Below are 24,452 nucleotides of genomic sequence, written 5' to 3' on the forward strand. Positions count from 1 at the left end.
AACGCAAGACTCCTTTTCCCCTTTATGTTACGAGAACATATAATTATAGTCTATTATATCATGATCATATGAAATGGAACAGAAAATTATTTTTTCAAAAAATATGCAAAATGTGAGCCCTTTTTGACCTGACAACGCTCTTAATAAATATAGGATAAATATTGTCTAATTTATTAGTACACATAGTAAGAATGAATCAGAATGAGATATTGAGGATTTAGAAGCGGGAAGGAGAAGCTGATATGAAAAAGTTTAAAAGATGGCTGGCATTGATACTTGCTGTCGTATTGGTTGGTTCCAATGCGTTGTATTCGATGAGCAGCGCGCTGAAGGCAAACGAGATGGATGCCGCACAGGAGACATCTGCCCAGGCGGCAAGCGAGCCGGCGCCTCAGGAGCCGGAGAGTAATAATGAAGGGGTGGACGTCAGCGTAGTCGACCAGGGTAGTACGGCGCCTGCACAGAAGCCGGCCCAGCAGCCTGTACAGCAGGAACCGGCGCAGCCGACAGGGCAGAATTCGGAACCGGCGGCCTCTGTGACGGAGCCACAGGAAAACGAGTCAGAACAGCCCCAGGGAGAGACTCCCGAGGAGGCGAAATATGGCGTTGTAATACACAAGCCAGAAGCAGACGGCGGCGTTGTCAAAGTGTGGACGGCAGGGGATAAGAAGACAGTCTCATATGATGGCAATAATATATATAAGGAAGAAGTAGCGGAAGGTACTACATACAATATCGAGATAACAGCGAACGATGGCTACGTAGTAGAGAAAGTAACCGACAAGAACGGAACGGTTATCAATCCTGTGGGTGTAAACGGAAATGTTTACACATATTCTCTTACAGAGGTTGCGGAAGATAAAGAAGTTTCTATATTATATAAGGAAGTAAAAGCGTCAAACAAGTCTGAAGATAAGGACGATACAAAAGAGGACGATAGAGAAGGAACGGCAGTAGAGACTACGGAAGCCAGACCTGCAAAGAAAGTCAGCGAGACCGTGGACGGGACAGTTATCACGGTAGAAGCGCCAGAAGGCGTGCTTGCAGAAGGATGGACCTTGTCTGTGAAGCCGGTTTCCAAGAAATCTGTAGAAGCCGCTATAGAAAATGCACTGGAGGAAGAAAGAGAGATTTCCGGTATCAAAGCATTTGACATAACGATACTTGATAAGGACGGAAAAGAAATACAGCCGGATGGAAATGTTAATGTTACATTTAGCAATGTCGGCATAGACGGCGAAGTCCTTGAAGTCTATCATGTAAATGATTCTAAGAAGAAGGCGGAGCTTGTCGGCCAGGCCGTTGGGAGTTATGCCGTAGGATGTGAGGCGGAGCATTTTTCAATCTATACGATAGTAGGGACAGATTGGATTTATGCCCGTGAAGCGTCTCAGGCATATGAGATGTATGTAGGTGATGAAATCACACTCAAAAGTACAGGGAACGAACAGTGGTATTATGACACGAAAAATAATGAATGGGGAGTGCAAGACTCTGTAAGCGATAAGATTAAATTATCGAAAGAGAAGGAGTATTCTGTTCTGCTGAGCGCTCTGAAAGCGAGCGATTCGGTTATCAAGATAACGCATAAATACGATTATAAATATGATGCAAGCCAGAAATGGAAAACATTAGAAGAAAACTTTTACATTCAGATAAAAGACCGGCAGACGGTAACCGCTGTCACGGTTACAGGTGAGTCTCAAGTGTTGACAACAGCGGATGAGCCACTTCAGCTTACAGCTACGACGGATCCTGCCGGTGAGGAAGTGACATGGGCTTCCAGCAACCCGAAGGTTGCCAGCGTATCCAAGGATGGAAAAGTCACAGCGTTAAATACAGGAAGTGCCGATATTACAGCGAGCGCAGGCAATGTAGCGTCAGACCCTTATGAAATCACGGTTACACAGCCATATACGCTGACATTCAATAGGAATGGCGGAACAGGCTCGGCGGCGCCCGAAGCGATACAGACAACGGAAGGTTCTTATATAACACTGCCAGATTATAAAGGGACAAACGGGACAAAATTATTTGTCGGATGGAGCACAGACAGTAAAGCTACAGGTGAGGGACCCGATCACTATAAATCCCCTGTATATGAAGCAGGAAGCAATTATATGATGCCTGCAAAAAATGTAACGCTATATGCAGTATGGGCAGCCCAGAATCTGGATGCAGACTTTTTTATACGGAAGGACGGGACGATTCCTACAGAGCCTCAGGGGCATGCGGCAGCTGAATATACCAAGGCAATAGGTATAAAAGGTGCAATAAAGATAGGGGCATTCTATACGAACAGTACGGTTCCGGGAGTTACCGACAGACTGAATAAGGTTCCGGACGACAGCCAGATTAAAAACGCCTATCCGCAATATAACCCTTCCACACAGTATGTCTTGTGGTATGTTATCAAACATCAGGACAACTGGCATGTAGACGGTGTACTATTGGATAAGGATAAAGTGAATCTCTCCTACAACGCTAATGCTCCGGCGGGATGGAGCAATATGCCGGACGGAGAGCAATATGTAAAAGATTCTTCTGCTACAGTAAGTACAAAGGAACCCGTGCGTGAGGGATATAGATTTGGTTCCTGGAATACAAACGCAGATGGGAGCGGAACGACATACGCAGGTGGTGAACGATTTAAAATAAGCGTGGATACTACGCTTTACGCGCAGTGGGAACCGAAAGGGGACACAAAATATACGATTGAGTATTACCTGCAGAACGATGATGGAACCTACCCGGATAGCGCATCCGAAACAGATGTAAGAGAAGGAACGACAGGTGCCACTGTCAATTCCGGAGACAGAGGAATACAAGGTTACACCTATGACGCGGAGAACAAGTCGAATATCTTCGAGGGCGAAGTGAAAGCAGACGGAAGCCTTGTCTTGAAGAGATATTACAAGAAGCAGTTTACCGTTACCTACGATCCGGGATCTCATGGAGACTTTGAGGCTCAGGTATATGACAAACAATATTTCGGTGATGCGACGCCAAAATTTGACGGTGAACCGAAGGCGGAAGGCGGTTATACGTTCAAACGCTGGACTCCGGAAGTAAAGGATAAGATTTCCGGCAATATAACGTATACGGCAGAATGGGTTGCAAATAAAGCTAAAGTATCGGTGTGGTTCTATAAAGTACAGGAGAACAGCCCGGCATATGTAATCACTAACAGTAATGAACTGTCAACAGATGGAGCGCAAAATAAATATGTCAAAAATATAGATTCCGATAATAAAGAAGGCTACAGCACAGAGCAGATCAAAGCATATGCAGAGGAAGCCTATGGCATAACAGAGGAAGTAGACCGATATCAGACATATGAGATTCAGGTGCGCCACACGGGCAATGGCGATTGGGATATGATAGATAGTCTTGATACGTATGTCATACAGGAAGGCGATGATATCAGGTACCATGTTATACCTGAAGCAGCCAATACGTTGACTTATGTGGCTGGTGAACACAGCAGCGGAATATCATATGTTGACGGCCACTATTATAAGGGAGAATCAGCGGAAGTAAAGACATTTAATGAAACAGGACTTGTGGCAGATACTGGTTATAAATTCGACCACTGGGAGAACGAAGCAGGTGAGACCGTAAGCGGCACTTATAAGATGGGATCCAAAGATGCCACGTTAAAAGCTGTATGCGTCAAGGATGAGCAGAGCACCCATAAGCTTAAGTACACCGTAGAGTATTATAAAGACGGTGCCCCCGTATCGGAGGATACGAGAGAAATAGTAAGAGATGTCTGGATTAATGACGATGTGATACCGGTGCTTGATGGCGATATCGATACATCAGATGGAAGATACCAGGGATATCATTTTGCAGGAACAAATCCGAAAGAAATCGGAAAAACTGTAGAAGCGGGAACAACCATAAAGGTATACTACGAAGCAAATAATGATACTGCATATACCGTAGAACAGTACTACCAAAAGTCTGGAAGCTACAGTGCTGATCCGGATAATACGATAATCACCACGACAGGAACGACCGGTCAGCTTGTTGACACATTGGCGTTCAGAAACCCGGACAAAGAAGGATATGTGTACGATGCGGACGCTCCGGGAAAGATTGAGACAGGAGTGGTACTGGGCGATGGCAGCCTCGTGCTGAAAGTATATTTCAAACAGCAGTTCAGCGTGACATATAAGCCGGGAGAGCATGGAACGTTTGATGACAAGACGTACAGCGGTCTGGATTATGATGAAGATACGCCGTCATTTACTGCAACAGGCGAAGAAGGCTATGAATTTGCTGGATGGGCACCGGATGTTTCAAATAAGGTAACAGCATCCGTGGAGTACGTAGCGCAATGGAAAGCCAGAAATAATACGGAATATAAGGTAGAGTATTACTATCAGAGCGAAGGAACATATCCGGATACTACGAAAATGAATAGAAAAGGAAACGGTACCACCGGAGATACGGCTAAACTTATTGAAAGCGATATGCAGACATCAAGGGACGGCTACGTATACGACGCGACAAATCCAAATAACGTAACAGAAGGTACGATAAGTGGAGATGGCTCTCTCGTATTGAAAGTCTACTTTAAACAGCAGTTTTCCGTAATGTACAAACCAGGATCGCAGGGAACATTCCAGGAAAAGACGTTCTTAGACTTAGATTATGGTGTCGACACGCCGGCCTTTGATGGAGAAACGACTGGAAATCCAGGATATACGTTTGTCGGATGGGGCAAATTCGAGGAAAAAGTGACCCAGAGCATGCAGTATGTGGCACAGTGGAAAGCGAATACCGATACGGCCTATACGGTGGAACATTATCAAGAACAGCTGAACGGCGGGTATCGCTTGTTTGAAAGAGAAGATACTCTGGCCGGTACGACCGGAGAAACTGCTACAGCTAATGCAAAGACTTATATAGGATTCTACCAGGACCCTGAAGTAGCGGGTACGATTGAATCGGGAACGGTTGCAGGAGATGGTTCGCTTGTTTTGAAACTGTTCTATACGAGAGAAGAGCACACGGTGACGTACCTCGTGGACGGAGAGCAATATGGAGAGGTAGAGAACTACAAGTACGGCGAGGCCATCGACCCGCTGAGGGAAGCGCCTGTGAAGGAAGGATACAGTTTCAGCGGGTGGGACAGAACCCTTCCAGAAGTTATGGGTACGGAGGATTTGGAGGTCAACGGAACATTCACGATTAACACCTATAACGTGACCTACGTGCTGGACGGCGCGCAGTATGGAGATGTAGAACCCTACGAATACAACAGCGACGTGACCGTAAGGCCAGCACCGGGGGTAGCGGCAGGCTATCACTTCAGCGGCTGGAGCCAGAAAGAAGACTTCAAGATGCCAGCCAGCAATGTTACGATTGAAGGAAGCACGATAGCGAATCCGGATACGGAATATAAGGTGGAACATTATCTGGAGGGCCTCGACGGAACCTACGGCGAACCGGAAGAGACAGAGACATTCACAAAAACAACAGATACCGCTGTAACTGCAGAACCGAACACCTACGAAGGCTTTACGTATGATCCTGCGGTAGAAGGAACGCTGACATCCGGAACGGTTGCAGGAGACGGTAGTCTGGTACTGAAGCTGTACTACACAAGGAACAGCCATAAGGTGACTTACAGCTATACCGGAGCGATACCGACAGGGGCAAGCGAACTACCGGAGGAGGCTGCGTACAAGTTCGGGGAAGAGGTAGGAATCGCAGAGGCGGCAGCCGCATCGGGCTACACGTTCAGCGGCTGGAGCAGGACGGAAGCGTTCACGATGCCGGATAAGGACGTGGAGATTACCGGAACATTCACGGCCAACGGCGACACGAAGTATACGGTGGAGCACTATCTGGAAGGCCTGGACGGGAAGTATACGGTAGGCCTGACGGAGGATGAACTGTTCGGAGAGACGGATACGCTGGCGACGGCGAACCCGACGACGTTCACAGGGTTCACATATGACAAGGACTCCGAGAAGAACGTGACGGAAGGAACGATAACAGGAAACGGCAAGCTCGTGCTGAAGCTTTATTACACGAGGGATGAGCATACGGTAGAGTACCTCGTGGACGGAGAGCGTCACGGAGCGATAGACACCTACAAGTACGGCGAGACCATCGACCCGCTGAGGGATAGGCCGACGAAAAAAGGTCATACGTTCCATGGCTGGGAAGGCACGCTGCCGTCAACGATGGGAACCGAGGATATCGTAATCACCGGAAGGTTCTCAATCAACAGCTATAAGGTGATTTATGAACTGAACGGTGAGCTATATAAAGAAGATAGCTATAATTATGGAATGAATGTAAAGATAATGGAAGCGCCGGTGGTAAAGCCAGGCTATAGCTTCAGCGGGTGGACGCCGGACAGCGATTTTACAATGCCAGATCATGATGTAACCATAACCGGGAAGGTAACAGCCAATGAAAATACCGAATATAAGGTAGAACATTATCTGGAGAACCTTAACGGAACGTACGGTGAACCGGAAACGACAGAGACATTTACAAAAACGACAGATACCGTTGCAACTGCAGAACCGAACACTTACAAAGGTTTTACGTATGATCCTACGGTAGAAGGAACGCTGGCATCCGGAACGGTTGCAGGAGACGGAAGCCTGGTACTGAAGCTGTACTACACAAGGAACAGCCATAAGGTGACTTACAGCTATACCGGAGCGATACCGACAGGGGCAAGCGAACCACCGGAGGAGGCTACGTACAAGTTCGGCGCAGAGGTAGGAATCGCAGAGGCGGCAGCTGCACCGGGCTACACGTTCAGCGGCTGGAGCAGGACGGAAGCGTTCACGATGCCGGATAAGGACGTGGAGATTACCGGAACGTTCACGGCAGACGGCGACACGAAGTATACGGTAGAGCACTATCTGGAAGGTCTGGACGGGAAGTATGCAATAGGTCTGACAGAGAATCTGACCGGAGAGACGGATACGCTGGCGACGGCGAACCCGACGACATTCACAGGATTCACATATGACAAGGACTCCGAGAAAAATGTGACGGAAGGGACGATTACGGGAGACGGCAAGCTCGTACTGAAGCTGTACTACGCGAGGGATGAGCACACGGTAGAGTACCTCGTGGACGGAGAGCGGCATGGAGCGATAGACACCTACAAGTACGGCGAGACCATCGACCCGCTGAGGGATAGGCCGACAAAGGAAGGCTACACGTTCCATGGCTGGGAAGGCACGTTGCCGTCAACGATGGGAACCGAGGATATCGTAATCACCGGAAGGTTCTCAATCAACAGCTACAACGTGATCTATATGATAGACGGAGTACGGGATTCAGTGGAACCCCATGAGTACAACAGTACGGTAACTTTGAAAAACCAGCCGGCAAAAGAAGGCTACACCTTCAGCGGATGGCAGCATCCGGATAACTTTACGATGCCGGCAGAGGATGTTGTGATTAACGGAACCTTCAAGATTAACAGCTATAGATATACTGTGAATTATTTCTATGACAATGACCAGGCGAAGGATGAGACCGTCAATGAGAGTGCATCATTCCTGTCGACAGTAAAGGCCGATACGCCTGACACGAAGACGAGAGAAGGCAGGAACTATATGCTGAAGGATACAGGCATGGCATATGAGACAACTATCGGCACGGATGAAGATATGAATGTAATTAATGTATATTATGTGCTCGATAACAACGGGCCGGATGAAGCACCGGATGGCATACCGGATGCGGAAGAATATGGTATTATCTATAACGCAAACGCACAGAACGCGACAGGCGAGACAAAAGATAACGCTATCTATCCGGTAGATTACCAGGTTACTCTTAAGGACAATGGATTTAGAAACGACGGTTATGTATTTGACGGCTGGAGCAGCGATGCAGATAGCGGAAATGTCTATAATCCGGGCGGCTGGATTAAAATGTCTAAGGGCGGACTTGTGATGAACGCCCAGTGGAGCGTGGCGCCCGTGACACCAGGCGGAACGACGCCTGACGGTACGACCCCGGGCGGAACGACGCCTGACGGAGATGGAACGGCTACACCAGCTAACGCCGGACCGGTTACACCTGCTGCAGTAATTCAGACTATCGTAGAGCCGGTTGCCGCATTTGCCCAAGATGTGGGCGACGCTATAGGCGCGAATATCCAGCAGCTTGTGCAGTCCGATGATGAAGGAGTGCCGTTGGCGAACCGGGCGTCCAAGGACCACAAGTGCTGCATACTTCACTTCTTGCTGCTGCTGCTGGCACTGCTGGTTGAACTTGGATACACAAGGAGCATGAAAAAGCGCCAGGAGAGGATTTTCGAGCTACGGGAAGAGTTAGCCATGGCAGACAAAGAGATTGATAAAGATGAAGCAGCTTAGTAGGATAAGGAGGAAGGGAACATGCTGAACTATATGTTTTCGCACAGTGTATTGGGATTATGTGCATGGGATCTGCCGGCACTCATCGTCCTCATTGTGATGATTGTGGTCTTTGCAGTACACAGACATAAGCAGAAGAAGAGAGAAAAAGACTTTGAAGACCAGTTGGCCGATAAGCTGGCACAGGAAACTGTAGATACGATGCAGTCATAATATTTTAAGGAGAGCCTCCCGGATGATGGATCCGGGGGGCTTTTCCGATATAAAAATCCTTTGTTCTTGTTAATTTTCCATATATCATTTATAATGTTAACTAGATAAAATTATCAAAGAAGGTTATGCTATATGGATGCAGACGAAATAAAGCAGATGAAGCAGAAGGTGCTGGAGGATGTAGACCCCCCGACCAAGAAGAAAAAGAAGCATATGCGCAGGATGAGCTGGCTCCGCACCATACTCGAATTTGCTGCTATCATTGTAGTCATATGCGGCCTGTTCCAGATTGTAATGGGTATATCATACGTGGAAGGACAGTCCATGTATCCGACGCTGCATGATAAAGATATGGTCGTATACAAGCGCAGACAGAAGGCGTATGTACCCGGAGATATCATAGCGATTGAAAGGCCTAACGATGAGGAGTTTGTGAAGCGTGTCGTGGCAGTGGCAGGCGACACGGTCAATATCGAAGGAGGCAAGCTGTATGTAAACGGAAAAGAGCCGGAAGAGCCGTGGGCTTTGGGAGAGACCAAAGCCGTCAAGAGCGGTATCGTATTTCCGATTACTGTCACAGATGGGGAAGTATTTGTACTGGGGGATAACAGAGAGGATTCTGAAGATTCCCGGATGTTTGGTCCTGTCAAGATTTCGGATACGAAAGGCAGGCTTGTCTGGTATATCGGAAAATTGTAAAACTGGGAGGACAGACATATGAAGCGCAGCAGGTGGAACCTGATTATCTTACTGTCGCTTGCGATAGCATTAACCAGCGTATTTAACACCGCATATGCAGCGGAGCCAGAGGAAGTAAATACAGCCGAAGAAGAGACTCCGGAGCAGAAAGCAGAGCGGGAAGCCTACGAGATGCCCGTACAGACGAATGAACTGAAGAAGTGGCCCAAAGGCCCGTCCACATACGGAGAAGCAGGAATCGTCATGGATGTGGGGACAGGTGCCATATTATACGCCAAGAATATCGACGAGCATGAATATCCCGCGAGCATAACAAAGGTACTGACCGCTCTCGTAGCGCTGGAGAACGGGCAGCTTACAGATGAAGTGACGTTTACCCATGAAAGCGTAGCATTTCTTCAACCGGGCGACTCGTCTATCGGTATGAAGGAAGGGGACGTCGTCAGCCTGGACGAAGCGCTGCACGCCACATTGCTTGCGTCGGCCAACGAGGCGGCATACGCGGTAGGAGAGAGCGTGGGCAGAAATGCCGGGCATGATTACAGCTGGTTTCTGGAGCAGATGAATGCCAGATGTAAAGAGCTTGGCGGTGAAAATTCCAACTTTGCCAATACAAACGGCCTGCACGATGAGAACCATTATACGTGTGCCCGGGACATGGCGCTTATCGGAAGAGAGCTGTTCAGGCATCCGGAATTTTTTGATATCGTCCAGACACTGAATTATGAGATTCCGGCTACAGATACATGTGAAGAACACATTTTCCAACAGAAGCATAAGATGCTCATACCGGACAATTCCAACTATTATGAATATGCGGTCGGAGGGAAGACAGGCTACACTTCTGACGCGTTGTCTACTTTGATTACCATGGCTGAGAAGGATGGAACGCAGCTCGTCTGCGTAGTGCTCAGGACACACGGGTCTAATATCTATTCCGATACAAAGAATCTGCTTGACTATGGATTTAACAGTTTCAAAAAAGAAGAAGTGGCGGGAGCCGAGAAGTCCAAGGATGTAGAGGAGATTATAGAGGGTGATGAGGGCGGATATGTCATGCTCCCGGATGGAATTGATTTTAAGGATCTGGATATGAAGCTTAAGGCAGATGAAAATGTACGGGGCGAGGCTGTCCTTACCTATTCGTATAAAGGATATACACTCGGGTCCGCAAGGGCTAAGCTCAGCAAGTCTTATATCAAGGAACATTCAGCGAAGATAAAAGCATCTGGTACCAAAGATAAGAATGAAAAGAGCAGTAAGAAAAAATCGGTATTTGCGGCTGCTGTTTTAGTGGCGGGCGTATTGATACTTGCATTTTATATCAGCAGAATTATCAAAAAGCAAAGAAGACGCAGACGGAGAAGGCGCCATAGATAGTTATAATATGATAAAAGAGAACACCGGGGCGTAGGCCGCCTACGGGATTATGAAGGGAACTGGAGCGAAGCAGCATATTACTGCAGACGCTGCGGTTCCTTTTTCTGATTGTCTGACAGGGAACCAGCCGAGGAATGTAGCATATGTTAATTATGTAAGAGCTTCTTATTACAATCTAATAAGTAAGGAGGAATAATCATGATTGATATAGAAGAATTAAGGGCGTCACGTCCTTTTACCATCTATTCCGGACGGGATGTCAGCGGAACCGTAGGCGGAAATCCGAGCGTAGAAAGCTATTGTTCGCTGGATTATACTTCTGCGTCCAGATACCGGCTGAATAGAGCTGACCACAACCAGATATTTCAGTTTTTTGGTACTTTGCTCGGCAGCACGGATAAGCTCGTCTACTGTCTCGATAAATTTGCCGACGGGCCATACAATGACGTGCCGTATGAGAGCCGGCCTTTTGAAACAATCTTTCCGGCGGCTACAGAGCGGCAGAAAGAAATGCTAGGCTGGATTCTCGCCAATGCTTTTCCTGCTGTAAGCGCATCAGCTACATTTGCGCTGGCCGGGGTCGATTCGGCAGCCAGTCCGGTACTGGATAACAACGATGCCTATGCCGCCGTTCAGATTGCGCTTTGGGTGCTCCTTGGCCAGATAGCGCCGGATGAGGTGTATTTTCTTGACTGCACCACTGGTGCGACACATCCAAAGTCGGACAGGATGCGTGCAGCGGTTCTTGGGCTTTTGAGGCTTGCGGGAGAATATGTGGATACTGAACCGGAGCGGCCGGAGCCGGCAGCGGGAACCGGATGCTGCAAGGAGAGCACGGGCATAAAGTGCTGCAATAAGAGTACGCTTCCAACGGATACTACTGCTCCGTATTTTATATTCAAGGGCTGTCCGGATGAGGTGCGTACCGTCTGCGGGCGGATGCTCGTAGGTCCGTTTCGGGTACTTTCCAGCTTTGACGGAAGTCCCGAGATTACTGTAACGCCGTTCTGCGGATGCGGGGAGGACTATTCTGCCACCTTCATGGATTTCTGCGGGAATCCGATATCTGATCCGATGATTGGGCAGGAATTCTATATTGCACTGCGCACATGTGAAACATACGCGTGTTTTACCGTGAGGGCTGCTTTTACGGGCACGGTGACGCGTGTCATAACGCTGGAGCCACAGAGTACTGCACAAAATTATCAGCCTATCGGCACATCTTTTGATGATGAACAAGTCAACCTGTCAGCCGAACTGTGTATATGTGCGGAATATCCGTCTTCTGACTGCTATATCGCTAAAGAAAAAGAACGATACCAGGGAATTAATATAAATAACAATAACAATAATAATAACAATAATTCAAATAATAATTCAGGCGGATCAGGGGGCTATCCGATTCCATTTCCGTGTATGATACCTTGTTACCCGGACTGGGGACGCCCACCGTACCCACCGTATCCGCCATACCCGCCGGAACCGCCGAGGCCACCGTATCCGCCATACCCGTCGGAACCGCCGAGGCCACCGTATCCGCCATACCCGCCATACCCACCGGAACCGCCGAGGCCGCCATATCCACCGGAACCGCCGAGGCCGCCATATCCACCGGAACCGCCGGAGCCGCCGTGCAGACCGGAGCCGCCGTGCAAACCGGAGCCGCCGTGCAGACCGGAGCCGCCGTGCAAACCGGAGCCGCCATGCAGACCGGAACCGCCATGTAGGCCGGAGCCACCGTGCAGGCCGGAGCCGCCATGCAAGCCGGAGCATTGCTGCCCGCCTTGTCAGCCGTGTAAACCGGAGCCACCGTGTCAATCGGAGTATTGCGGTCCATCGTGTCATTCTAAAACAGAGTTCTGATTAGAACAAGAATATTAGCCGGCATTTAACGGTGGAATAAATAAAACCCTAGAAAACCCTTGACTATCAAGGGTTTTCTTACTATAATAAAGCAGAATATAAAAAATGTTGACGAAGACAGTAAGATATTTCCAAACGCAATAGAGAGCCGGGGATGGTGGAAGCCCGGCGCAAGTAAGTTATATCTGAATATCACTTCCGAGTTGCGGATGTCGAAAGGTGCCAAAGCCCAGTAGATGCCGACGGATTTCCCCCGTTACAGGGAAGGCATATGGCAGTATGTTTAGGTGGTTTATAAACGAAGCTTTAGCTTTCGTCCTATTCAGGACGGAAGTTTTTTTTGACCCAAATTTAAATTATGAAAGGGGACACCCTGAATTCAATTTGGGACGGAGTTTTTCTAGAAATACTCCGTCCCCAACCGGGAGATAACGTGTCCCTGATGGATGTCTAAGGAGGAAGAGAAATGTATAAAAAAGTTTCAACGGATTTGAATTTTGTTGAAAGGGAGAAAGCGACTGAGAAGTTTTGGGCGGAGAACGATATTTTTGAGAAGAGTATGGAAGAAAAGGACGGTAATGATATCTACATGTTCTATGATGGCCCTCCGACTGCGAATGGCAAGCCTCACATCGGCCATGTGCTTACCCGCGTCATCAAGGATATGATTCCGAGATATCGTACGATGAAAGGGTATGAGGTACCGAGGAAGGCAGGATGGGACACACATGGCTTACCGGTTGAGCTGGAGGTGGAGAAGCTGCTCGGACTGGACGGCAAGGAGCAGATTGAGGAATATGGTTTAGAACCCTTTATTGATAAATGTAAAGAAAGCGTATGGAAATACAAAGGGATGTGGGAGGACTTCTCCAGTACGGTCGGTTTCTGGGCTGATATGGATCATCCATATGTGACCTACCACAATGACTTTATCGAATCCGAATGGTGGGCATTGAAGAAGATATGGGATAAAGGACTCTTGTATAAGGGATTCAAGATTGTGCCTTACTGTCCGCGCTGCGGGACTCCGCTTTCTGCACAGGAGGTGGCACAGGGATACAAGGATGTGAAGGAGCGCTCCGCGATTGTGCGTTTTAAAGTGAAGAACGAGGATGCGTATATCCTTGCATGGACGACCACGCCATGGACTCTGCCGTCCAATATCGGCCTCTGCGTGAACCCTGCAGAAGAGTATGTGAAGGTTAAGGCTGTTGACGGTAATGTATATTATCTTGCTGAGGCGCTGCTGGATAAAGTGCTCGGCAAGCTCGCGGAAGAAGGCGGGACTGCGTATGAAATCCTGGAAAAATATAAGGGACAGGATTTGGAATATAAAGAATATGAACCGCTCTTTTCCTGCGCGGCGGAATGTGCACAGAAACAGAATAAGAAAGCGTTCTTTGTTACCTGCGACTCCTACGTAACACTTACGGACGGTACAGGAGTCGTCCATATAGCACCGGCTTTTGGCGAGGATGATGCCAAGGTGGGACGCAAATATGACATGCCATTTGTGCAGCTCGTGGACGAGAAGGGCAACATGGGAGAGACGACCCCGTATCCCGGCATATTCGTTAAGAAAGCAGATCCTCTCGTGCTGAAAGACCTGGAAGAACAGGGACTTTTATTTGAAGCACCTAAGTTTGAACACAGCTATCCACACTGCTGGAGATGTGACACACCACTCATCTATTATGCACGTGAATCGTGGTTCATCAATATGACGGCAGTTAAAGATGATTTGATTGCGAATAACAATACGATAAACTGGATTCCGGAAAGTATCGGCAAAGGCCGCTTCGGCGACTGGCTGGAAAATGTTCAGGACTGGGGTATCAGCCGTAACCGGTATTGGGGAACTCCTTTGAACATCTGGGAATGTGACTGTGGGCATCAGCATTCTATCGGCAGCATAGAGGAACTGAAGTCTATGTCTGACAACTGCCCGGACGATATAGAGCTGCACCGCCCATATATTGATGAAGTGACGGTGAAGTGTCCGAAGTGCGGCAAGGAGATGCACCGCGTGCCAGAAGTCGTCGACTGCTGGTTTGACTCAGGTGCGATGCCGTTTGCACAGCACCACTATCCATTTGAAAACAAAGAACTATTTGAAAAGCAGTTTCCGGCGGACTTCATTTCAGAGGCTGTGGATCAGACGAGGGGATGGTTTTATTCTCTGCTGGCCATTTCTACTTTGATATTTAATAAAGCTCCATATAAGAATGTTATCGTGCTTGGGCATGTGCAGGACGAAAATGGACAGAAGATGAGCAAGTCGAAAGGAAATGCTGTGGATCCGTTTGACGCCCTTGATAAATATGGCGCGGACGCAATCCGCTGGTATTTCTATGTGAACAGTGCCCCGTGGCTTCCGAACCGTTTCCACGGAAAAGCTGTGACAGAGGGACAGCGCAAGTTCATGGGTACATTGTGGAATACGTACGCGTTCTTTGTACTGTATGCGAATATTGACGAATTTGATGCGACAAAATATGCACTGCAATATGACAGATTGTCAGTCATGGACAAATGGCTGCTTTCCAAGATGAACACGCTCGTCAAAGAAGTAGATAATAACCTGGGGAACTACCGTATACCAGAGGCTGCAAGAGCACTGCAGGATTTTGTAGATGACATGAGCAACTGGTATGTCAGAAGAAGCCGGGAGCGTTTCTGGGCAAAGGGCATGGAACAGGATAAGATCAATGCCTATATGACATTGTATACAGCGCTTGTTACAGTCTGCAAGGCAGCTGCCCCGATGATACCGTTTATGACGGAAGATATATATCAGAATCTAGTGAGAAGCATCGATAAGGAGGCGCCGGAAAGCATTCACTTATGTAATTTCCCGGTTGCAGACGAAAGCTGCATCGACACAGAACTTGAATCTAATATGGAGAAGGTGCTGAAGCTTGTCGTCATGGGCCGTGCATGCCGTAATACAGCCAATATCAAGAACCGCCAGCCTATCGGGCAGATGTATGTAAAGGCTGATTTCCAGCTTCCGATGTTCTATCAGGACATCGTTACGGATGAATTGAATGTAAAAACTATGATATTTACACAAGAGGTTCGTGAGTTTACTTCTTATAGTTTTAAACCGCAGCTAAAGACAGTGGGCCCCAAATATGGTAAAATGTTAGGAGGCATCAAATCTGCACTAGACTCTCTGGATGGAAATACCGCCATGGATGAGCTGAATATGGCAGGCGCATTGAAGCTGGATATAAATGGCCAGGAGGTCACTCTGTTCCGCGAAGACTTGCTGATCGAGGCTGCACAGATGGAAGGGTATGTGTCTGAAAATGACAATGGTATTACAGTGGTGCTGGATACGAACCTTTCTGAGGAACTTCTGGAAGAAGGATTTGTCCGTGAGATTATCAGCAAGATACAGACGATGCGTAAAGAAGCTGATTTTGAAGTGATGGATAAGATAGAAGTAACCTATGAAGGTACAGAAAAAGCAGAAAAAGTATTTGCCGACAATGCAGATGTCATTGCGGAGGAGACGCTTGCGCTGAATATGACAAAGACGACTCCGGCGGGCTTTGTAAAAGACTGGAAGATTAACGGAGAAGAGGTAAAATTAGGTGTTCAGAAGAAGTAAAGGGGAAAATATGTATAATCCGATATTTGAAAAGGAAAAGTTTAAGAGAGAGGTTACGAACAATGTAAAGACTTTATTCCGTAAGGCTGTCGACGAGGCGACTCCTCAGCAGCTGTTCCAGGCAGTTTCTTATGCGATAAAGGAAGTCATCATAGATGACTGGATTGCAACACAGAAGGCTTATAAAGAGCAGGATCCGAAGATAGTGTATTACATGTCTATGGAATTTCTTATGGGCAGGGCACTGGGAAATAACCTGATCAATATGACCGCATATAACGAAGTGGCAGAAGCGCTGGATGAGATGGGCATTGACCTGAATTCTGTAGAAGATGAAGAGCCGGACGCGGCCCTGGGCAACGGAGGTCTAGGCCGTCTAGCCGCATGCTTTCTGGATTCCCTGGCAACGCTCGGGTATGCCGCATATGGGTGTGGCATCCGTTACCGCTATGGGATGTTCAAACAGAAGATTGAGGACGGCTATCAGATAGAGACACCTGACAACTGGCTTAAAAACGGCAACCCTTTTGAGCTTAGACGTCCGGAATATGCCAAGGAAGTGCGCTTTGGGGGAAATATCCGTGTCGAATATGACGAGGAAGGAAAGACGCATTTCGTACAGGAGCATTATGAATCTGTACGTGCGGTTCCCTACGATATGCCGATTGTCGGCTATAACAACCATATGGTCAATACGCTTCGTATCTGGGATGCAGAGCCGATTGTTGACTTCCAGCTGGATGAGTTTGACCGTGGGGATTACCACAAGGCTGTAGAGCAGGAAAATCTTGCCAAGAACATTGTCGAGGTGCTGTATCCGAATGATAACCATTATGCGGGAAAAGAGCTGAGGCTGAAGCAGCAGTATTTCTTCATATCTGCAAGCATACAGCAGGCGATAGCGAAGTATAAGACGACGCATGATGATATCCATAAGCTTCCGGAGAAAGTGACATTCCAGATGAATGACACGCATCCGACCGTCGCAGTCGCGGAGCTGATGCGTATCCTTCTTGACGAGGAGGGGCTTGGCTGGAACGAAGCATGGGAGATTACTACACATACTTGCGCATATACGAACCACACGATTATGGCAGAGGCTCTGGAGAAGTGGCCGATTGACCTGTTTTCAAGACTGCTCCCTCGTGTCTACCAGATTATACAGGAAATTGACCGCCGCTTCGTAGAACAGGTCCGGCATCAGTATCCGGGTGATGAAGGCAAGGTAAAGAGAATGGCTATACTCATGGATGGGCAGGTTAAGATGGCCCACCTTGCGATTGTCGCAGGATATTCCGTGAACGGTGTGGCAGCGCTTCACACGGAGATACTCAAAAAGCAGGAGCTGCGTGACTTCTACGAGATGATGCCAGCGAAGTTCAACAATAAGACGAACGGCATCACGCAAAGGCGGTTCCTTATGCACGGCAATCCTCTGCTTGCGGACTGGGTGACCGACAAGCTCGGTACGAAGGACTGGATAACCGACCTATCACTTATGGACGGACTTAAGAAATGGGCCGATGACGGGGAAGCTCTTAAGGAATTCATGAGCATCAAGTATAAAAATAAGGAGCGGCTGGCACAATATATACTGGAACATAATGGGATTGAAATCGATCCCCGCTCGATATTTGACGTACAGGTGAAGCGCCTTCATGAATATAAGCGCCAGCTTTTGAATATCCTACATGTGATGTATCTGTACAATCAGATTAAGGAGCATCCGGAAAAGAGTTTCTATCCAAGGACCTTTATATTTGGGGCTAAGGCGTCTGCAGGATATATACGTGCAAAGCAGATTATCAAGCTCATCAACTCAGTGGCTGATGTCGTCAATAATGACCGCAGCATCAACGGGAAGCTCAGGGTAGTGTTTATTGAGGATTACCGTGTGTCCAACGCTGAACTGCTATTTGCAGGAGCGGATGTGAGTGAGCAGATATCTACCGCGTCCAAGGAGGCTTCGGGTACAGGTAACATGAAGTTTATGCTGAATGGGGCGCCCACGCTTGGCACGATGGACGGGGCTAATGTTGAGATAGTGCAGGAAGTGGGGATTGAGAATGCCTTTATCTTCGGACTGAGCTCAGATGAAGTTATCGGTTTTGAACAGAATGGGGGCTATAACCCAATAGAGATATATAACAGTGACCATGATATCCGCCGTGTGGTCGACCAGCTGGTTGATGGAACATACGGATACGGCAACCGTGAGATGTACCGCGACTTGTATAATTCACTTCTGAATACGAAGAGCAGCAGCAGGGCAGACATGTATTTCATCCTGAAGGATTTCAGGGCTTATGCGGAGGCTCAGGAAAAGGTTGAGGCAGCATACAGAGACCGTGACAGATGGGCCAGGATGGCACTTCTGAATACGGCGAGCTGTGGGAAGTTTTCATCCGACCGAACGATTGAAGAGTATGTAAAGGATATCTGGCATCTCGATAAACTGACTGTGGAGGTATAACTATGCATGAAAGCAGTGGTCTGGCAGTAGTATTGTTGATGTATCTTCTGATTCTGGGCGTTATAGGCATTGCCGCGCTGGCATCCTATATATTGCAGGGAATCGGTATGTATACACTCGGTAAAAAAAGGGGGATGAGATACCCGTGGCTTGCATTTGTTCCTTATGCGAGAGTTTACTATCAGGGAGAGCTGTGCGGCACTCTGGAATTCAAGGAGCGGAGGATGGATAATCCAGGCATATGGCTTCTTGTGATACCGATAGCATCGGGAGTCATAACCGGAATATTTACCGTGATCGTCTGGGCGGGAATGCTGGCCAATATCGTTCGTCTGTCCGACTATGCTTATAATTCTTACTATACTTTTTCTGATATATTTTCAGGCTTCGGGAGTGGTATTATGCTGCTGGCGGTCCTGGGACTCAGCCTTTTTACTCTGATTGCGGCGGCGGTGCAGAAGACGCTTACGGTGCTTGTGAACCGTCAGATATATGAAAGATACACGGATGGGAACTATGCTGTGACACATGCGGTGCTCGGTGTATTTGTCCCCCTATATACGGCAGTTTACTTCTTTATTATCAGAAACAGGGAATAAATCTTCCTACCCTTCCATACAGTGTATGGGAGGGTTTTTTATGCGGCAAAGACTGAAACAATGGGGATGTTATCTTATCATCATAATACTATTACCGTATGTAGTGACCGTATTTTTAAATGGGCCAAGCATTACGGCAACCTCCCATGTGGACAGCACGTATGTCAAAGTAAAGACAGCGTCCGGAGAGGAAGTTAAGATGCCGATTGAAGAATACTGTATCGGTATTCTGGCGCGGGAGATTCCTGCGTCGTATAAAGAAGAAGCGCTGAAGGCCCAGGCCGTACTTGTACGTACGGATGTTTACAAAAAGATAAGGGAAGCAGGCAGCGATACCGTGCTGTCGGATGAGTTCTGGACGACAAAGCAGATGGAAGATGCATGGGGAGTGAGCAAATATTCCAAGTATTATGACAGGCTGAAAAAGGCTTGGAATGATACCGAAGGCCATATACTGATGTATGGAGAGAATCTGGCCGTGACTCCATTCTTCCGTATCAGCAACGGAAGTACGCGTGACGGGAAAGAGGCGCTTGGAAGTGAGGATTATCCTTATCTAAAAATCGTAGACTGTCCGCTTGACATTGAAGCGGAGGAGCAGATACAGACGGTGACGATAGACGATATGGATGCTGAAGTGACCGCCTTTGACACAGCCGGATATGTTACAAGTGTCCGCGTAGGTCAGGAGAACATAAGCGGAGAAGAATTCCGCACTACATACGGACTGGCATCTGGCTGCTTTACTCTGCAGAAATATAACGGGAAGCTCAGGATAACGACACGGGGAGTAGGCCACGGACTTGGCATGAGCCAGTATACTGCTAATGAGATGGCAAAAAAGGGAAAAGACTATAAGGAAATACTTCAAAAATTTTTTGAAGGGACAGAAATAAAAGAAGTAGCAGAAATATTAATAGACACGGAATAAGTATATCACTATCTGGCAAAAATATAGTCAGAGGTGGTGATAAAAAATGAATAAGAGGCAAAGACCAGCAAAGAAAAGAAAAGGTGCTACCGCCGCAGTAGTAGTATGCTTTGTGGCAGCGATTGCAATAGTTGGAACATATACATTCAGGGATTATAGGAAAACCCAGGAGGAACAACAGCTCGCACAGGCGGAAGAAACCGATGACACAAAAGAGGAAAAGACGGAAGAACCAACCGAGACAGCGAACAATGATCTTGTCATTAATACAACAGAGAATGATAAGCAAGACGAAAGTGACAGCTCGGATGATACGGCAGACGGAGCGGCCGCAAATGAAAATCAAAATACCCAGACGACGGCTGGATCAGGAACATCTGTACATTTTACAGAAGACAGCCAGCTGCTGTGGCCGGTAAACGGCAACATCCTGATGAACTACAGCATGGATAAAACAGTTTATTTTTCAACACTGGACCAGTATAAATACAATCCGGCGTTGGTAATATCAGGTGCGGAAGGTGACCAGGTCATCTCAGCAGCACCGGGAATCATCAAATCCATCGACGTGAGCGCGGAGACAGGAACAACAGTAAACGTAGATATCGGGAACGGATACGAACTTTTCTACGGACAGCTAAAAGAAGTACCGGTTAAAGTAGGTGACTATGTAGAGGCCAAAAGCGTGCTCGGCTATATAAGCCAGCCGACAAAATACTACAGCGTAGAAGGCAGCAACGTATACTTTGAAATGAGAAAAGACGGACAGCCAGTAAACCCGATGGAATACCTCGCAGAATAAAAAGATGATGGGGACGGAGGAAAATAAAAAAACCTCCGTCCCTAATTCGATTTATGGTGTCCCTTTTAAAAATATACGTGTCCCCAGTGTTGCCAAGTAAAAAGGCTAAGCTTATAATATAAGGCAGAAGAAGAAAGGATTCAGCTCTATGAATTATACATACATATTAAAGTGTAAGGACGGTACATTGTATACTGGATGGACAAATGACTTAGAAAAGCGTCTCAGCGCCCATAACTGCGGAAAGGGAAGCAAATATACCCGGATGCGGCGGCCTGTGGAGCTAGTATATTATGAAGAGTACAGAACAAAAAATGAAGCGATGAGCAGAGAATATGCAATAAAACATATGAAACGGAAAGAAAAAGAAATGCTGCTGAAGAACGCCGAAGAGCATAAAGGGACAGGGAAAATTGAAATGGGGACGGAGGTTTTTTAGATTTCCTCCGTCCCCATTTCAGTTTTTCCCGTCCCTTTATAGTATAAATACATACATAAGTATAAAGTGGCATACGCTTCCCCCCATAACAAACAGGTGGAATATTTCATGGCTTCCAAAATATTTATGCTTTGTGTTAAATATAGGAAGTTTCAGTGCATAGATAACGCCCCCTATAGTATATATGATACCGCCAGCCAATAGCCACCCGAATGCGGCCGGGGTCAATGAATTCAGTATCTGAGTGAATGCAAGTACGCAAGTCCATCCCATTCCGATATATAATACGGATGATATCCACTTTGGGCAATATACCCAAAATGCTTTGATGAGTATGCCGACTATCGCTATTCCCCATACGACAGACAAGAGTATAACTCCGAGTTTTCCTTTCAACACTAACAGACATATTGGGGTATAGCTGCCAGCTATCAATACGCTAATCATCATGTGGTCAATCTTTTTCAAAATAGTATTTATTCTTTCAGATTTATTAAATGTATGATAAATAGTGCTTGCTGCATATAGTAATATCAAACTGATTGCATATACTGTAATTGATATGATATAAATTCTGCTCGGCTCATTAGCCGCCTTTATCAATAAAGGTACAGCTGCGAAGACTGCCATCAGCATACCTATAAAATGTGTTATTGCACTTCCTGGATCTTTAATATGTGATTTGATTACTTCTGCCATAATACTGCCTCCTGAAATATTGGTAAATCAATATGTAGTAATGAAAACTACATATCCTATATGAGTATATTATACCCATTATAATAAAATTGCAACCCTGAATTAAAAAAAGGGACAGGGAAAAACGAGTTGGGGACGGAGGAAAATTAAAAAACCTCCGTCCCCAACTCGTTTTTCCCAACTCGTTTTTCCCTGTCCCTTTTTAATATTACTGGTTTATTTTGACATATCCTATTAACAGGAACAACAGGACAATTGTAAAATTAGCGCAGATGATTAATTTTTTTGGTGATATTCAGTTTTGTATCAAAGGAGGACGTAGTATGAAAACAGCGCCGGAATGTAAGAGATATGCCCATCGGATCCAAAACAAGAGCCCGTCGAGCTCTCCTGGAATCAGGTGCATATTATGTGGACCGCAATGGAAAGACAGACAGCCACACCGGGAATATGGTGATTGGCGAAAGAACCAGCTAAACCCAAAAAATTGGGGACGGAGTTTTTTTCAATTTCCTCCGTCCCCAACATTATTAATGATTAATAGTTCTCGACTTTGCGTTCAAAATGTGCTCTTGGATGTGCACAGACCGGACACTCTTCCGGAGCTTCCTCTCCGTAGTAGATGTATCCGCAGTTGTTGCATTTCCAGCCAAGCGGAGCGTCTCCCTTGAAAGTCTTGCCAGCCTTGAAGCTTTCGAGCAGCTTTCCATAGCGTTTCTCATGGGCAGCTTCGACTTCGGCTACGCCTTCGAACCTCTTCGCAAGATCCTCGAATCCTTCTTCTCTTGCTTCTTCAGCCATACGTTTGTACATGTCTGTCCACTCGAAATTTTCACCTGCAACAGCGTCTTCAAGGTTTGCTTCTACATCGCCGATTCCGTGAAATTCTTTAAACCATAATTTGGCGTGCTCTTTCTCCTGATCAGCTGTCTCCAGGAAAATGTTAGACATCTGGACAAAACCAGCCTTTCTTGCAGCGGAAGCATAGTATGTATATTTGTTGCGCGCCTGTGATTCACCTGCAAAAGCCTCCATAAGATTCTTTTCAGTTTTTGTTCCTGCATACTTTGACATATCAAAATCCTCCTTTGAAATTGAGGACGGTGAAATCTCAGATTTACACCGTCCTACGTTAATATTCCACAGCATAAGCTGCCTTTTACTCTATTATATCTTATCCAAAGTATCTCTTCAATAAGCCTTCGAATGCTTTTCCGTGACGTGCTTCATCTCTTGCCATTTCATGAACTGTATCATGAATTGCGTCCAGGTTAGCAGCTTTAGCGCGTTTTGCAAGATCAAATTTACCTGCAGTTGCTCCATTTTCAGCATCTACTCTCATTTCGAGGTTCCTCTTTGTGCTGTCTGTAACAACTTCGCCTAACAGCTCTGCGAACTTAGATGCATGCTCAGCCTCTTCATAAGCAGCTTTTTCCCAGTATAAGCCGATTTCCGGATAGCCTTCTCTGTGAGCAACTCTAGCCATTGCAAGATACATGCCTACTTCGGAACATTCACCCTCGAAGTTAGCTCTTAAGTCAGCAAGGATGTCTTCGCTTACGCCTTTTGCTACGCCTACAACGTGCTCAGCAGCCCATTCTCTGTCACCTGTCTGCTCCTTGAACTTCTCAGCCGGTGCATGGCAGACTGGACATTCAGCTGGTGCAGCCTCTCCCTCGTGAACATAACCACATACTGTACATACAAATTTTTTCATGATAAATCTCTCCTTTTCTTTTATGTTATTTTTATTTTTTAATATTAGTAATAGTTACTGATATTAATTTAGCATATATATTATCTTTTGTCAATCCTAATTTTAAATTTATTTTTCTTTTTCCAGGCATTCTTTGCAGGTACCATAGAAAAGGGTGCTGTGAGATGTAATCTTCCCGTCAAAGATCGAATCTGCCGCATCATTTATAGAAGCAATTTCTTCAGACGACATCTCAAGATCTTCTACTTTACCGCATGATCCACATACTACATGGTAATGAGGCTCCGTCCGCCCGTCGAAACGGTCGCCGCCGTCAGGGGTCGTAATTTTGACTGCGTCGCCTATATCAGCTAGTAGATTGAGATTACGGTAAACAGTACCAAGACTGATATTGGGAAACTCTTCTTTGACGTGCATATATACGGTATCGGCTGTAGGGTGTTCCACAGTGCCGGCCAGATAGTCTTTAATAGAGGCCCTCTGCCTGCTGTATTTTAAATTTGCCATCTACGCATCCTCCTTTCAATAATAATAACAATTACTATAATTAGTATAAAGCAGGGAAGTACATTTGTCAACTCCAAAATCATGTATGTAACAATTTGTAACAATTATAATGATATAATAGCTAGAAAATGGTAAAAAAAGGAAG

The 24,452-nt window shown here is 46.7% G+C and carries 15 protein-coding genes; 11 read left to right on the forward strand and 4 right to left on the reverse strand.

Annotated features, from left to right (window positions below; all coding sequences use genetic code 11):
- Positions 1-242 precede the first annotated feature (242 nt).
- The 11 genes from HMPREF0980_RS06810 to HMPREF0980_RS06860 all read left to right on the forward strand — a co-directional run bounded on the left by HMPREF0980_RS06810 (position 243) and on the right by HMPREF0980_RS06860 (position 21,384).
- Positions 243-8,369 carry an InlB B-repeat-containing protein gene (locus HMPREF0980_RS06810; RefSeq protein WP_049728418.1) on the forward strand — a complete coding sequence of 2,709 codons (8,127 nt, stop codon included), beginning with the start codon at positions 243-245 and terminating at the stop codon, positions 8,367-8,369.
- 21 nt (positions 8,370-8,390) lie between these two features.
- Positions 8,391-8,582 carry a hypothetical protein gene (locus tag HMPREF0980_RS06815; RefSeq protein ID WP_049728419.1) on the forward strand — a complete coding sequence of 64 codons (192 nt, stop codon included), beginning with the start codon at positions 8,391-8,393 and terminating at the stop codon, positions 8,580-8,582.
- A gap of 132 nt (positions 8,583-8,714) precedes the next feature.
- The gene (gene lepB / locus HMPREF0980_RS06820; protein ID WP_049728420.1) at positions 8,715-9,281 is read left to right on the forward strand and encodes a signal peptidase I; all 567 of its coding nucleotides are present in this window, start codon (positions 8,715-8,717) and stop codon (positions 9,279-9,281) included.
- A gap of 18 nt (positions 9,282-9,299) precedes the next feature.
- Positions 9,300-10,661: a D-alanyl-D-alanine carboxypeptidase family protein gene (locus tag HMPREF0980_RS06825; protein WP_049728421.1), complete on the forward strand. Its 1,362-nt coding sequence runs from the start codon at positions 9,300-9,302 to the stop codon at positions 10,659-10,661.
- Between the two features lie 198 nt (positions 10,662-10,859).
- Positions 10,860-12,524, forward strand: a complete 1,665-nt coding sequence (locus HMPREF0980_RS06830; protein WP_049728422.1) for a thioester domain-containing protein — start codon at positions 10,860-10,862, stop codon at positions 12,522-12,524.
- A gap of 466 nt (positions 12,525-12,990) precedes the next feature.
- The gene (gene ileS, locus HMPREF0980_RS06835; protein ID WP_049728423.1) at positions 12,991-16,140 is read left to right on the forward strand and encodes an isoleucine--tRNA ligase; all 3,150 of its coding nucleotides are present in this window, start codon (positions 12,991-12,993) and stop codon (positions 16,138-16,140) included.
- Positions 16,141-16,150: 10 nt separating this feature from the next.
- Positions 16,151-18,613, forward strand: a complete 2,463-nt coding sequence (locus HMPREF0980_RS06840) for a glycogen/starch/alpha-glucan phosphorylase (protein WP_049729145.1) — start codon at positions 16,151-16,153, stop codon at positions 18,611-18,613.
- 2 nt (positions 18,614-18,615) lie between these two features.
- Complete coding sequence (locus tag HMPREF0980_RS06845; protein ID WP_049728424.1) at positions 18,616-19,212, forward strand: hypothetical protein; 597 nt, start codon at positions 18,616-18,618, stop codon at positions 19,210-19,212.
- A 40-nt stretch (positions 19,213-19,252) separates the two neighbouring features.
- On the forward strand, positions 19,253-20,143 hold the full coding sequence (locus HMPREF0980_RS06850; RefSeq protein WP_049728425.1) for a SpoIID/LytB domain-containing protein: 891 nt from the start codon (positions 19,253-19,255) through the stop codon (positions 20,141-20,143).
- Positions 20,144-20,189: 46 nt separating this feature from the next.
- Positions 20,190-20,945: a M23 family metallopeptidase gene (locus HMPREF0980_RS06855; protein WP_049728426.1), complete on the forward strand. Its 756-nt coding sequence runs from the start codon at positions 20,190-20,192 to the stop codon at positions 20,943-20,945.
- Positions 20,946-21,093: 148 nt separating this feature from the next.
- Entirely contained in the window at positions 21,094-21,384 is a 291-nt protein-coding gene (locus HMPREF0980_RS06860) for a GIY-YIG nuclease family protein (protein WP_049728427.1), read from the forward strand.
- Positions 21,385-21,420: 36 nt separating this feature from the next.
- On the opposite strand, the gene trhA is transcribed toward HMPREF0980_RS06860, so the two are convergent.
- From trhA to HMPREF0980_RS06880, 4 genes are all read right to left on the reverse strand, one after another.
- Positions 21,421-22,083 (reverse strand): PAQR family membrane homeostasis protein TrhA, encoded by a 663-nt coding sequence (gene trhA, locus HMPREF0980_RS06865; protein ID WP_049728428.1) that lies wholly within the window; start codon positions 22,081-22,083, stop codon positions 21,421-21,423.
- A gap of 537 nt (positions 22,084-22,620) precedes the next feature.
- Entirely contained in the window at positions 22,621-23,157 is a 537-nt protein-coding gene (gene rbr, locus HMPREF0980_RS06870) for a rubrerythrin (RefSeq protein WP_049728429.1), read from the reverse strand.
- Positions 23,158-23,257: 100 nt separating this feature from the next.
- Complete coding sequence (locus tag HMPREF0980_RS06875; RefSeq protein ID WP_049728430.1) at positions 23,258-23,800, reverse strand: NADH peroxidase; 543 nt, start codon at positions 23,798-23,800, stop codon at positions 23,258-23,260.
- Positions 23,801-23,908: 108 nt separating this feature from the next.
- A complete protein-coding gene (locus tag HMPREF0980_RS06880) occupies positions 23,909-24,307 on the reverse strand; it encodes a Fur family transcriptional regulator (RefSeq protein ID WP_049728431.1) in 399 nt (132 codons plus the stop codon).
- Positions 24,308-24,452 lie beyond the last annotated feature (145 nt).

Source organism: Dorea sp. D27 (genome assembly GCF_001185345.1).
GTDB lineage: Bacteria > Bacillota > Clostridia > Lachnospirales > Lachnospiraceae > Extibacter.